Genomic DNA, 12,335 nt, shown 5'->3' on the forward strand with positions numbered 1-12,335 from the left:
GTCGGCGCTGAAGCAGCCCTGCGCCGCGGACCCTGCATCGTCACCGACATCGCGCGCGATCCGGTGACCGAACACCTGCGGGTGCTCATTGATGTAGAGATCTACCCGTCCTGCGGGGCCTGGCCCATCATGGGCAAGGAAGGCCAACTGCTGGGCGTGTTCGCTGCTCTGCTCAAGGAAAACCAGGCCCCCAGCAATGAGTACCTGCAGTTGGCCAACATCGCCGCCGACCTCGCCAGCGTGGCCATCGAGAGCCGCCGCGCCGACGAGCGCATCCGCCACCTGGCGCACTATGACGAACTGACCGGCCTGCCCAACCGCTTCCTGTGCACCCAGCACGTTTCCAATGCCATTACCCACGCCGAGCACCGCAACGGCATGGTGGCGGTGCTGCTGATGGACCTGGATCGCTTCAAGAACATCAACGATACCTTCGGCCACGAGGCCGGCGAAGCGGTGCTGCAGGAAATCGCCCAGCGCTTCCGCAATACCCTGCGCGAGCTGGATATCCTGGCGCGCGTGGGCGGCGATGAATTCATCGTGCTGGTGGATGACTTCGACGATCCGCTGCAACTGGGCGAGATTGCACAGAAGCTGCTCACCGAGGCGCGCAAGCCCTTCATCATCGACGGCCAGGAAGCCATGCTCTCGGCCAGTATCGGCATCGCCACCTATCCGGGCGATGGCGACAATGCGCAGACGCTCATCAAGAATGCCGACATTGCCATGTACCGCGCCAAGCACCATGGCAAGGATGACTATCGCTTCTTCTCCGACGAGGTCAACACCAATACGGTAGAGCGCATCGCGCTGGAAGCCGAACTGCGCCGCGCCATCGAACGCGCCGAGTTCGTGGTGCACTACCAGCCCAAGATCAACCTGGCCACCGGCGGCATCGTCGGTGCGGAAGCCCTGGTCCGCTGGCAGCATCCGGTGCGCGGCCTGGTGCCGCCGGGTGAATTCATCCCGCTGGCCGAGGAGACCCGCCTGATCGACCAGATCGGCCTGGTGGTGCTGGACGTGGCCTGCCGCGACATCGGCCTGATGCTGGAACGCGAACTGGTGTGCGGACGCATCTCCATCAATCTGACCGGCAGCCAGTTCGGCGATGAACATCTGCTGGAAGACATCAAGAGCGTGGTCCAGCGCCACGGCACGCCACCAGCCTGCCTGGAGTTCGAGATCACCGAAAGCATGGTGATGCACAACCGCGACCGTGCGATCGCGATCATGGATGGCATCCGTGCAGAAGGCTTCACCATTTCCATTGACGACTTCGGCACCGGCTATTCCTCGCTGGCCTATCTCAAGCGTTTCCCGGTCAATACGCTGAAGATCGACAAATCCTTCATCAACGACATTCCCGACGATGCCAACAGCAGCGCCATCGTGCAGGCCATCATCGCCATGAGCCATGCATTGAACCTGAAGGTGGTAACCGAAGGCGTGGAGACGGAGAAACAGTTGCAGGCCCTGCGCGAGTTCGGCTCGGATGAGTACCAGGGCTATTACTTCAGCAAGCCGGTTCCCTATGCGCAGTTCCTGCAGATGCTGGTGATGCAGCAGGAGCTCACGCGCCAGTCCAGCCAGATGCTGGTGACCGAGAGCGATCCGCCGTGAGCGCGCGGCTGCTTGCCGCCGGCTTCAGGACTGGCGTGCGGCCAGCCGGTCGACCTGATAGAGCGAGGGGAACAGGCGCATCCACAGCAGCACGATCAGCAGCGTGCCGATCCCGCCGATGAGCACGGCCGGCACCGCACCGAACCAGGCGGCGGTGAGGCCCGATTCGAATTCTCCGAGCTGATTGGACGTTCCGATGAAGACCGAATTGACGGCCGAAACGCGGCCGCGCATGGCGTCGGGCGTTTCCAGCTGAACGAAAGAGGAGCGCACCACCACGCTGATCATGTCGGCCGCGCCCAGCACCGCCAACGCGGCCAGCGACAGCGGGAAGGAGCGTGACAGGCCGAACACGATGGTGGCCAGTCCGAACACGGCCACGGCGATGAACATGGTGCGCCCTACCCTGCCGCCCAGCGGAAAGCGCGCCAGCAGCAGCGCCACGATCAAGGCCCCGGCCGCCGGTGCCGAGCGCAGCAGGCCCAGGCCGACCGCACCGGTATGCAGGATGTCGTTGGCGAACACCGGCAGCAAGGCGGTAGCACCGCCCAGCAGCACGGCAAACATGTCCAGCGAGATGGCACCGAAGATGGCGGGCTTGCTGCGGATGAAAGCCAGTCCTGCGAACACCGACGACAGACTGGCCCCGGTCGGCTTGGCCGGTGCAGCCTGGGCCGCCGCGACCTGGGCCGGACGCCGGATCAGCGACAACAATACGCTGCATGCAATGAACAGCGCGCAGCTGCTGGCATACACCACCGCTGGTCCCGCCACGTAGAGGAAGCCCCCCAGCGCCGGGCCGATGATGATGGCGAACTGGGTCGCCGAGGCCGAGCCCGCCACCGCGCCCGGCAAGGCCTTGGGCGACATCAGGCTGGGCAGCAGCGCCGACATGGTCGGTTTGGAAAAGGCCCGGCCCGCACCGATGATGGCCACGATCACGAAAATCATCTCGCGGCTGAGCCAGCCATGCAGGCTGCCCAGCGCCAGCGTGGCGGCAGCGGCGGCTTCCACCAGCGAACTGACGCGCGCGACGTTGCGGCGATCAAAGCGGTCGGCCACATGGCCCACCACGAACACCAGGATCAGCGAAGGAATGAACTGCACCAGGCCCACGATGCCGAGATCGAAGGCGCTGTGGGTGAGCTGGTAGACCTGCCAGCCAACCGCCACGATCTGCATCTGCAGGGCAATGGTGGATGCGACGCTGGCGCACCAGAAGAGCTTGAATGGGGTGTGATGGCGCAGGGATTCGGCGGCTTCATCAGGGGGGATGCTGGGGGAAGGAACTGACATGTCTCGTGGATGGGAAGGGAGTGTTCTGGCGTTATCGAGTCCGGGCACTGCAAGCGGCAACCGGCCTGGCGCGAGCGGTCTTGGCGCCGCTGCGGCCCTGCCCTGCAAGGCAGGACGAGCGCCGCTATACTACCCGATCCCGCGCCAGCCGGCAGGACACGCCCCGGTCCCTGCCTGCGCATCACAAGGAGAATCCGCATGCAGTACCGCCAACTCGGCCGCACCGACCTGAAGGTCAGTCTCATCACTCTGGGTACCATGACCTGGGGCGAGCAGAACACTGAAGCCGACGCCCACTCGCAACTGGACTACGCCGTCGAACGCGGCATCAACCTGATCGACGCCGCCGAAATGTATCCGGTCCCGCCCAAGGCGGAAACGCAAGGACTCACTGAACGCTATCTCGGCACCTGGCTGAAGAAATCCGGCAAGCGCGACCAGTTGCTGATCGCCACCAAGTGCACCGGCCCCGCCCGCAAACCACACAACCCGCGCCACATCCGCGGCGGCAACAACGAGCTGGACCGCAAGGGCCTCACCGATGCACTGCATGGCAGCCTGGAGCGCCTGCAACTGGATCACGTGGATCTGTATCAGTTGCACTGGCCCGACCGCAGCGTCAACAGCTTTGGCCAGTTGGGCTACGAGCATGTGGAAGATGAAACCACGGTACCCATCGAAGAGACGCTGACGGTGCTCTCTGAATTCGTGAAGGCCGGCAAGATCCGCACCATCGGCTTGTCCAACGAAACCGCCTGGGGCGTGGCGCAATTCCTGCGCGCGGCCGAGCAGCATGGACTGGAGCGCATCGTCACCATCCAGAATCCGTACAACCTGCTCAACCGCAGCTTCGAAGTGAACCTGGCTGAATTCGCCCATCGCGAGCAGGTCGGCCTGCTGGCCTACTCGCCGCTGGCTTTCGGCATGTTGAGCGGCAAGTACCTGGACGGTGCACGTCCTGCCGGTGGCCGCCTGACGCTGTTCGAACGCTTCGTGCGCTATAACAATCCGCAAGCGGAAAGCGCCACCGCGCAGTACGTGGCACTGGCGCGCCAGCACGGACTGGATCCGGCGCAGATGGCGCTGGCCTACGTCAACAGCCGCCGCTTCCTGACCTCCAACATCATCGGCGCGACCACGCTGGAACAACTGCGCAGCAACATCGACAGCGCCGAGGTGCAACTGAGCGACGAGGTGCTGGCGGGCATCGAAGCCATCCACCGCAAGCAGCCCAATCCGGCGCCCTGAGCCGAAACGGGTGAGCCGCACAGGCAAAAAAAATGACCGGCTTGGCCGGTCATTTTTGTTCGTAGCTACAGCGTCAGGAGAATCAGTCGCCGCCGCTTTCGGTGGCCACGGCCGCCTTCACCTGTTCGTCACGCGCACCATACCGCGCCGCCATGACGGCACACACCATCAGCTGGATCTGGTGGAACAGCATCACCGGCAACAGCACCATGCCGATGGCACCGCTGGAAAACAGCACCTTGGCCATGGGCACGCCCGAGGCTAGGCTCTTCTTGGAGCCGCAGAAGACGATGGTGATCTCGTCCTCCTTGTTGAAGCCCAGGCGGCGGCTACCGAAGGTGGTCAGCCCCATGATGATGGCCAGCAGCACCGCATTGATGACCAGCAGCGCCACCAGCATCGACACCGGCACCTGGTGCCACAGGCCCTGCACCACTGCCTCGCTGAAGGCCACATAGACCACCAGCAGGATGGAGCTCTGGTCGACGAACTTGAGCCAGGACTTGTTGCGCTCGACCCAGCGGCCGATGAAGGGACGCGCGATCTGGCCGGCCACGAAGGGCAGCAGCAATTGATAAACGATTTTCAGGATGGAATCGAGCGAGGAATGCCCGCCGCCATCATGGGCCACCACCAGCACGCCCACCAGCAGCGGCGTGAGGAAGATGCCCAGCAGGTTGGAGGCGGACGCCGCGCAGATCGCCGCCGGCACATTGCCGCGCGCCACCGAGGTGAAGGCAATCGAAGACTGGACGGTAGAGGGCAATACGCACAGGAACAGCAAGCCCAGATACAGCTCGGGCGTGATGAATTGCAGCAGCACCGGCTTCAGTGCCAGGCCGATCAGGGGGAACAATGCAAAGGTACACAGCAGCACGGTGACGTGCAGCTTCCAGTGCGTGAACCCGGCCACCACGGCTTCCCGCGAGAGCTTGGCCCCGTGCATGAAGAACAGCAGGCCGATCATGAACGTGGTCAGCCCGTCGAAGGCCTCGGCCACCTGGCCGGTACAGGGAAGGAAAGATGCGGTCAGCACGACGGCCAGCAGCATCAGGGTCATGTTATCGGGCAGGAAGCGGGGACGGGCCATGGCGGTTTCGTTGTTGTCGTGATCGGGAAACCCGCAAGCTTATGTATACATAGGCTGCGGGCAAACCGCCATTCTACGTGAGAGCGGGCCCGGCTTGCAGGGCTCCGCTCAGGATGCAGGCCAGGATCAGGCCTTGCGCACGAATTCGGTCTTCAGGCCCATGGAGCCGAACCCGTCGATCTTGCAGTCGATGTCGTGGTCGCCCTCAACCAGGCGGATGTTCTTGACCTTGGTGCCCATCTTGACCACGCCACCGCCGCCCTTGAGCTTCAGGTCCTTGATGACGGTGACGGTATCGCCGTCCTGCAGCACGTTGCCCGAGGCATCGCGCCAGACGCGGGCCTGCTCGGCGGGAGCAGCCTGGGCACTCCATTCGTGGCCGCATTCGGGGCAGACGAACTGGCTGCCATCCTCATAGGTGAATTCGGACTGGCATTGGGGACAGGCGGGCAAGGTGCTCATGTAAATTAAACTCCGGCAATTGGCTTGAAAAGGCAGCGATTGTACTGCTTCTGTCGCCAACTTCACATAGCCTGCAGGACACAAGATCAAATAAGACGCAAATAAAAATGGCAGGCTTGCGAGCAAGCCTGCCATTTTCCTTCATATCATCCTTCATATCACGGCTGCGGAAGACGCTTTACCAGCCCCAGAACATCAGCCACCAGGCGGTATTGACCAGCGCCAGGCCACCGATCAGCGGCAACATCGCCAGCACTTGCTGAACCCAATGCGTGGCATGGCGCGCCACCACTTTCCAGCACAGCCACAGGCTCCACAGCGTCATGGCGGTCAGGAGCGCCGCGCGCACGTCATTGGCCCAATAGACCGGCCAGTGCTCGGCCCGCAGCAGGCTGATGGTGGTGGCCGAGAGGCCGACGAAGACGCCACAGCCCGCCAGCGGGATCAATGCCTGTACCAGGTGGTTGAAGCGGCTCCACTCCCATTTGCCCAGCAGGCGCGTGGCCAGCCCGAACATCAGCGCCACGCCGGTGCCGAGGACCAGGCCGGTGGCGAGGATGTAGCCCACGACCATGGCACCATCAAGCCAGGTAAAGACATCGCTTTGCTGCGGATAATTGGTCAGCAGCCACCACGGTGCCTGGGTCCCGAAAGGCCACATGATGTCGCGCTCGATCAGCCAGGTGGCGGTGTCCTGCTTGATGGCGATGAACCAGGGGCTGACCGTCCAGTGGAAGGCGCCGATGGCGATGCCCAGCAGGCCGTACAGCACCAGGGCGCTTTCCCACAGGTTGTTCTGGGTCTTGCCGAAGTGCACCACCTCCACCGCAGGCGGACGGAAGCTCAGGGCAATCGCATCCCGATGGCCACTGCAGCGGCCGCACATGTGGCAGTCGGAAGCCCCCTTCATATTGCGCAAGGGGACCAGCGGTGCGCAGTTGATGGGAATGATCTTGTGCTCGGGATGATAGGAGGCGCGCCATGCATCTTCGTTCACCTTGTAGTGAACCGGGGCCAGTTTGGCCAGCAGGCCGAAGACGCCATTGACCGGGCACAGGTATTTGCACCACACGCGCTTGTCGCGGCCATACAGGTAGCCGATGATCATGGCCCCGACCGTGGAGCCGCCCAGCACCAGCAGCACCGCTTTGGGGTACTGGTAGACGCTGACCATCTGGCCGTACACGGTGGTGAGGGCAAAGGCCACGAAGGGCCAGCCGCCCCAGCGGACCCATTTGGGAATGGCGCGTCCACGTCCGTGGCGGCTGGCGAACTCGGTCAGCGCCCCTTCCGGACAGAGCACACCGCACCACACCCGGCCCATCAGCACCATGCTCACCAGCACGAAGGGCCACCAGATGCCCCAGAAGGCGAACTGGGCGATCAGGGTGAGGTTGGACCAGAGATGCGCGGTTTCATCAGGCAGCGGGAGGAACACCGGGACCAGGATCAGCAGTGCATAGACGGCCACCACGATCCATTGCAGGCCTCGGATGAATGCGCCATGACGGCGCATCCAGTCTCCGGTACGCGTGAGCAGAGTCGGCGATTGCGTACAGGTTGTCATGAGGTTCAGACGGCTTCCTGCCTCTTGCTCTTGAGCTGAGGCTGGGGTTTTCGATAGAGGAACGAACATACCACGACCCAGTAGAGGGCGTAGACGATCACCGACAGCAGCGCCGGACGGGCGCGGTAGCCGGTCAGGGTCGAGACCAGGCTGCCCAGGGTGGTGGAGTCATCCAGCAGCGCCGAGGTATCCCAGAGCTGGCCGGTCAGCGTCATGGTCCAGTTGGCCGAGGCCAGCATGTCGGAGCTTTCCAGCAATACGTCGAACAGCTTTTCCACGCCGGTGACCAGCAAACCGGCCGCCAGCAACAGCAGAATCACTTCAGTGACCTGGAAGAAACGGCGCCAGGAGAAAATCTTTCCGCCCAGCTGCAGCAGATAGAAGGTCAGGAAAGCCAGCCCGAAACCGATCGCGCCTGCCAGCACCAGCGACGCCGTGCTGGCATCCTGCTGGCCCAGGCCGATACCGTAGAGGAATACGGCAGTCTCGCTGCCTTCGCGGGCGATCGCCAGCATCACCAGCACGAACACGCCCCACCAGTTACCGCTTTCATAGCTGGACTGCATGGAGCTTTCCATTTCCTTCTTGAGCGTGCGGCCGTGCTTGCGCATCCAGAACACCATCTGCACGATCAGCACCGCCGCAATCAGGACGATGGCAATCTGGAAGTAGGTCTGGGCGTCGCCCGAGAGCAGTTCCGAAAAGCCCAGCAGCGCTGCGCCCAGGGCACCGGCCAGCACCACGCCGGCGACCACGCCGCCCCACAGATAGGGAATGCCGCGCCGTGCGCCGACATCACCGTTCTTCAGCCAGGCATACAGAATGCCGACCACCAGAAGCGCCTCGACGCTTTCGCGCCAGACGATGAACATGACCTGTCCCATGAAACTCTTCCCTTCCTGAAAACCTGGACTTCCCTGCTTACCTACTGCTTGCGCGCATCCCCTCTTACTTGGCGACGATCACGCCGGGCGGCATGTTGAGGTGGAAGTCATCGAAAAACTTGTATTCGCCCGGACGCAAGGGGGCGATCACCACGAAGGACTGGGCCCCCGGTGCCAGCACCTTTTCCTTGCGCAGTTCAACGCTCTCGAACTCGGCGGCGGACTTGCCGATGTTGTGCACTTCGATCTTGATGCGCTGTCCGGCCGGCACTTCGATGCGCGGCGGGATGAGCTTGCCATCCTGCATCTCCAGCTTGAAGGTCAGCAGGTCGGAAGCGCTGGCCTGCACGGCGCTGCCCAGCATGGCCATCGCAGCCAGGGACAGGCAGATCAGTCGGACGATTCTTGCGATCATGAAAACTCCGGAACTCTCAAAACGGTGAAGCCGGTCCGCCATCAAGGCGCGGACCGGCATCGCATCACTGCAAACGTGCGGTCTGGATCAAGACCAGGCGACCTGCTTAGTAGCCGCCCTTCTTGCCGATACCGGCGAAGGTGAAGTCGTAGTTCAGCTCGAAGGTCTTGAACCACGGACCGACGCCGGTTTCCTTGTCGACGTGACGGCCGAAGTGGGCGTGTTCATTGGCTTGCGGCGAGGAGATGGTCAGCTTGAGCTTGTACTTGCCCGGGCCTTCCAGCTTGACGTTGTCGCCGTAGTGCGGACCGTCGTTGGCCACCATGGGCATCATGTCGCCCTTGATGGACTTGGTGGAACCGACCTTGGTCAGTTCGTACTTGATGACCATGTAAGGCATCCAGTCGCCTTCGGCGAAACCATTGGGGTTCTTGGCCACGGCGCGGATATCGGCTTCGAGGTGGATATCGGATTCATCTGCCTTGCGCATCATGCCGTCCGGTTCCATCTTGACCGGCTGCAGATAGACTGCATTGACTTCAAAGCCGTTCTGGATCTGCGGCTTGCCGATGGGGTATTCAGCGGCCGAAGCGGTACCTGCAAAGCACAGTCCGAATGCTGCGGCGACCGCCAGTTTTTTGAAACCGATCATTGCGTATTCTCCTGGTGACAAATGATAATGATTAGCATTAAGTATATCACCCTTTGAGGCTGCCGACGCCGCACCTTAGTGCAATCCTTCACAGCAATGCTGACCAAAGCGTAAAAACAGGTGAAGAATGAAAAACCGCCCGGCGTTGAAACCGGGCGGTTTTTCAGGGTGCGGAGGGTGCGGAGTGCGCCGGTAGCGGCAGGCTGCCACCGGTGCCGGGCTCAGAATCCGGGAGTCAAGATCCGGACCTCTGCGCTTAGAATTCTTCCAGCTCAGGGACCTCGCCGGACGCTACCGGCACTCGCGCAGACGCAACGGGCTTCACTTCCACGCTGCGCACCGGCATGGCTGCGCGCCCTTCCAGCTTGAAGACAGCGACCACGCTCTCCAGCTTTTCCGCCTGGCCCTGCAAGGCCTGGGCTGCTGCGGCCGCCTCTTCCACCAACGCCGCATTCTGCTGGGTGCCCTGGTCCATCTGCGAAATCGCCTGGTTGACCTGGGTGATGCCGGCGCTCTGCTCTTCGCTGGCGTCGGCGATGTTGCCCACGATCTGGGTCACGCGCTGCACGCTGTCGACGATATCGCTCATGGTGACACCCGCCTGCTCGACCAGCTTGCTGCCGCTGCCGACCTTGTCCACGGAGTCGTCGATCAGCTCCTTGATTTCCTTGGCGGCGGCGGCCGAGCGCTGCGCCAGCGAACGAACTTCAGAGGCAACCACTGCAAATCCGCGCCCCTGCTCTCCGGCACGGGCCGCTTCCACTGCCGCATTGAGCGCCAGGATATTGGTCTGGAAGGCAATGCCATCGATGACCGCAATGATGTCGACGATCTTGCGCGAGGAGGCATTGATGGAGTTCATCGTATCGACCACCTGGCGCACCACGTCACCGCCTTGCGAAGCGATATGCGAGGCAGATTGCGCCAGCTCATTGGCCTGGCGGGCGTTCTGCGTGTTCTGCAGCACCACCGAGGTCAGCTCCTCCAGGCTGGACGCGCTTTCCTCCAGCGCTGCCGCCTGCTGTTCGGTACGGGCCGACAGGTCGGCATTGCCGGCGGCAATCTGGCGCGCCGCCACGGTTACCGAATCGGTCGAGGTACGGGTCGTCGCCACCACATCGACGATGCGGGCCAGCAACTTGTTGAAGGCAGCAGCGGTGCGGCCGATTTCATCCATGCGTTCCACCGGCACCGGGCGTGACAGGTCCAGCGTCTGGCTGACATGTTCGAAGGTCTGCTGGATCTTGCCCAGGCTGCGCGTCACGCTGCGCAGGGTGCGGATGCCCAGCACGCCCGTCAGCAGCACCGCCACCACGATTACGGCAATCATCGCGCGCAGGGCGAAGGTGTAGGCAGCATCACTCTCCTGCTTGACGGTGTCGATCATCTGGCGCCCCACCAGAATGTGGTCTTCGAAGCCCTTCTTGGCAGCGGCGGCCGACACCGCCAGCGGTGTCCCGGCCTGCAGCGTGGCGCGCACGCCGTCCATGTCATTGGCATAAGCCGCGGCGAAGAATGGCACCAGGGCCTTGCGGTAAGCCTCGATGTTGGCCTTGTCGGCCTGGATCAGGGCGCGGTCCTTCTCATCGAAGATCAGATCGCGCTCATAGTGGGCGAATTCGTCATCCAGCGCCTTGTTGGAGGCATCGACCGCCTTCTGCAACGCGGTCTTGTCGGGCAGGTTGGCGAAGACCGAAAGACGATAGCCGGCCAGGCGTGAATCGGCCAGATAGCCCTTCAACAGGTTGAGGCTGTCCATGCCCGGAATGATGCGGTTCTGGATCAGTTCCAGACGCTGCTGGGCGCGCTGCAGCTGCCAGAGTCCGTCGGCACCGACGAACAGCAGCGCCAGCAGGGCTGTCGAGAGAGTGAGGATGAGGCGCTTGGTAATGGTCATGATGGAAAATTCACCGGAGAAAGGAAAGCGCGCCGGAGCACGCCGGTTCAGCTACAGAACGAAACAAGGAGATGAAGAAACAGGCCCGCTGGCCAACCCGCCCGCCTACGCGGCCAGCGGCGCATCCTGCGCCACGGCCCCCAGCAGCTCGCCGTGCTGGCGACAGAAGTCGACGCCGGCGCGATATCCCACGCCGAACAGCAGCTGCATGTTGGAAGCGGACCAGTCCAGCACCTGCGGCCAGTGATCCTGCGGCACACCGGCCATCAGATCGACCTTGAGCACCTGGCGCAGCGGCGCGCCGGTCGCGGGATCGCGGTTGTGTTCCAGCTCGAAGAGGCGCTGCTCGGTCTGTGAGATCTTGACCAGCGGCGTGATGATGGAACGCACCCAGGCGTCATACAGGTTGCGCGGCTTGCGGATCAGGCGATCCTCGCCCAGGATGTCCAGCACCACCAGGGTATCGACCTCACCGGCCGGCGCCACGCCGGTGGCGGGATCGGTGATGAAAGGCGTGAAGTTGAGCGTATCGAGCGCCGCGCCTTCGATGTAGTGCTCGCCATCGATCTCGGTGGGTGCATACAGGAAGGGAAAGGACAGCGAGGCCCGCACATGCGCCGGCGTGATCTGGTCTTTGTTCCAGATCTGCATCTGGTGGCGGTCGAGGTTGTAGGCGTTGATGTAGAACTCGGGGCGCATCTGCGGCACCGCCGAAAAATCGATGGATTGCTCGAGGAAGGGAAGATGGGCGCACAGTCCCAGGCTGCCCGAATGCAGGTCGGAAGGTGACAAGGCCGACATCATCAGATGCATCCAGTCATTCCACTTGGCCGAGGCGTTGGCGAAGTGTTGATTGAACATGGCGGCGAAGGGCGAGGCGGCCAGGCCCGGCATCTGCTGCCATTGCGCCAGCATGGCATCGCGATAGTTCTCCGCCTGCGTCCCCGGCTTTTTGAAGACCTTGTAGTTGACCGGGAACAGCTTGTAGATGCTGTCGGCCACGCCCACCTCCGCCCATTGCATCAGTGCGTCCTGCGGCGCGGCGTCGCGCGGTGCGGTCGCCAGCAAGCCCATGAGCACCCCGGCACCAGAGGCCGAGATGACATCGAACTCCACCCCTTCCGCGAGGAAGGCCGCCAGTGCTCCGGCGATCAAGGTCGAATTGGGCGCCCCGCCCCCGATGACCAGGGCCTTTCTGTTTCGT

The 12,335-nt window shown here is 62.9% G+C and carries 11 protein-coding genes; 2 read left to right on the forward strand and 9 right to left on the reverse strand.

Going from position 1 to position 12,335, the window contains the following annotated elements:
• Positions 1–1,620 (forward strand): putative bifunctional diguanylate cyclase/phosphodiesterase (locus B3873_RS10985; protein ID WP_286866005.1); only part of this gene is annotated, 1,620 nt, incomplete at its 5' end.
• Between the two features lie 24 nt (positions 1,621–1,644).
• Here the strand turns inward: B3873_RS10985 and B3873_RS10990 are convergent.
• Positions 1,645–2,916: an MFS transporter gene (locus B3873_RS10990; RefSeq protein WP_286866007.1), complete on the reverse strand. Its 1,272-nt coding sequence runs from the start codon at positions 2,914–2,916 to the stop codon at positions 1,645–1,647.
• Positions 2,917–3,114: 198 nt separating this feature from the next.
• Between B3873_RS10990 and B3873_RS10995 the strand changes: the two genes are divergently transcribed.
• Positions 3,115–4,164, forward strand: a complete 1,050-nt coding sequence (locus B3873_RS10995) for an NADP(H)-dependent aldo-keto reductase (protein WP_039785571.1) — start codon at positions 3,115–3,117, stop codon at positions 4,162–4,164.
• An 82-nt stretch (positions 4,165–4,246) separates the two neighbouring features.
• Here the strand turns inward: B3873_RS10995 and B3873_RS11000 are convergent, their stop codons facing one another.
• The 8 genes from B3873_RS11000 to B3873_RS11035 form a co-directional block, all read right to left on the reverse strand.
• On the reverse strand, positions 4,247–5,254 hold the full coding sequence (locus tag B3873_RS11000; protein WP_088753629.1) for a bile acid:sodium symporter family protein: 1,008 nt from the start codon (positions 5,252–5,254) through the stop codon (positions 4,247–4,249).
• Positions 5,255–5,380: 126 nt separating this feature from the next.
• Complete coding sequence (locus B3873_RS11005; protein ID WP_034330597.1) at positions 5,381–5,716, reverse strand: zinc ribbon domain-containing protein YjdM; 336 nt, start codon at positions 5,714–5,716, stop codon at positions 5,381–5,383.
• A gap of 178 nt (positions 5,717–5,894) precedes the next feature.
• A complete protein-coding gene (locus B3873_RS11010; RefSeq protein WP_286866018.1) occupies positions 5,895–7,232 on the reverse strand; it encodes a 4Fe-4S binding protein in 1,338 nt (445 codons plus the stop codon).
• A gap of 56 nt (positions 7,233–7,288) precedes the next feature.
• Entirely contained in the window at positions 7,289–8,167 is an 879-nt protein-coding gene (locus tag B3873_RS11015; RefSeq protein WP_134135871.1) for an FTR1 family iron permease, read from the reverse strand.
• 64 nt (positions 8,168–8,231) lie between these two features.
• Complete coding sequence (locus B3873_RS11020) at positions 8,232–8,582, reverse strand: cupredoxin domain-containing protein (protein ID WP_039785565.1); 351 nt, start codon at positions 8,580–8,582, stop codon at positions 8,232–8,234.
• A 106-nt stretch (positions 8,583–8,688) separates the two neighbouring features.
• Positions 8,689–9,234: an iron transporter gene (locus tag B3873_RS11025; RefSeq protein ID WP_286866014.1), complete on the reverse strand. Its 546-nt coding sequence runs from the start codon at positions 9,232–9,234 to the stop codon at positions 8,689–8,691.
• Positions 9,235–9,490: 256 nt separating this feature from the next.
• Complete coding sequence (locus B3873_RS11030; protein ID WP_286866016.1) at positions 9,491–11,131, reverse strand: methyl-accepting chemotaxis protein; 1,641 nt, start codon at positions 11,129–11,131, stop codon at positions 9,491–9,493.
• A gap of 105 nt (positions 11,132–11,236) precedes the next feature.
• Positions 11,237–12,335: patatin-like phospholipase family protein (locus B3873_RS11035; RefSeq protein WP_349676442.1), on the reverse strand; the 1,099-nt coding region annotated here is incomplete at its 5' end.

The sequence above is a fragment of the Herbaspirillum sp. UBA812 genome (genome assembly GCF_002296545.1).
GTDB classification, from domain to species: domain Bacteria; phylum Pseudomonadota; class Gammaproteobacteria; order Burkholderiales; family Burkholderiaceae_D; genus Herbaspirillum; species Herbaspirillum huttiense.

Bases quoted from the DNA above. Each gene is read 5' to 3' on its own strand.
- B3873_RS10990 (WP_286866007.1), bottom strand. From the start codon at position 2,916: ATGTCAGTTCCTTCCCCCAGCATCCCCCCTGATGAAGCCGCCGAATCC.
- B3873_RS10995 (WP_039785571.1), top strand. From the start codon at position 3,115: ATGCAGTACCGCCAACTCGGCCGCACCGACCTGAAGGTCAGTCTCATC.
- B3873_RS11000 (WP_088753629.1), bottom strand. From the start codon at position 5,254: ATGGCCCGTCCCCGCTTCCTGCCCGATAACATGACCCTGATGCTGCTG.
- B3873_RS11005 (WP_034330597.1), bottom strand. From the start codon at position 5,716: ATGAGCACCTTGCCCGCCTGTCCCCAATGCCAGTCCGAATTCACCTAT.
- B3873_RS11010 (WP_286866018.1), bottom strand. From the start codon at position 7,232: ATGCGCCGTCATGGCGCATTCATCCGAGGCCTGCAATGGATCGTGGTG.
- B3873_RS11015 (WP_134135871.1), bottom strand. From the start codon at position 8,167: ATGGGACAGGTCATGTTCATCGTCTGGCGCGAAAGCGTCGAGGCGCTT.
- B3873_RS11020 (WP_039785565.1), bottom strand. From the start codon at position 8,582: ATGATCGCAAGAATCGTCCGACTGATCTGCCTGTCCCTGGCTGCGATG.
- B3873_RS11025 (WP_286866014.1), bottom strand. From the start codon at position 9,234: ATGATCGGTTTCAAAAAACTGGCGGTCGCCGCAGCATTCGGACTGTGC.
- B3873_RS11030 (WP_286866016.1), bottom strand. From the start codon at position 11,131: ATGACCATTACCAAGCGCCTCATCCTCACTCTCTCGACAGCCCTGCTG.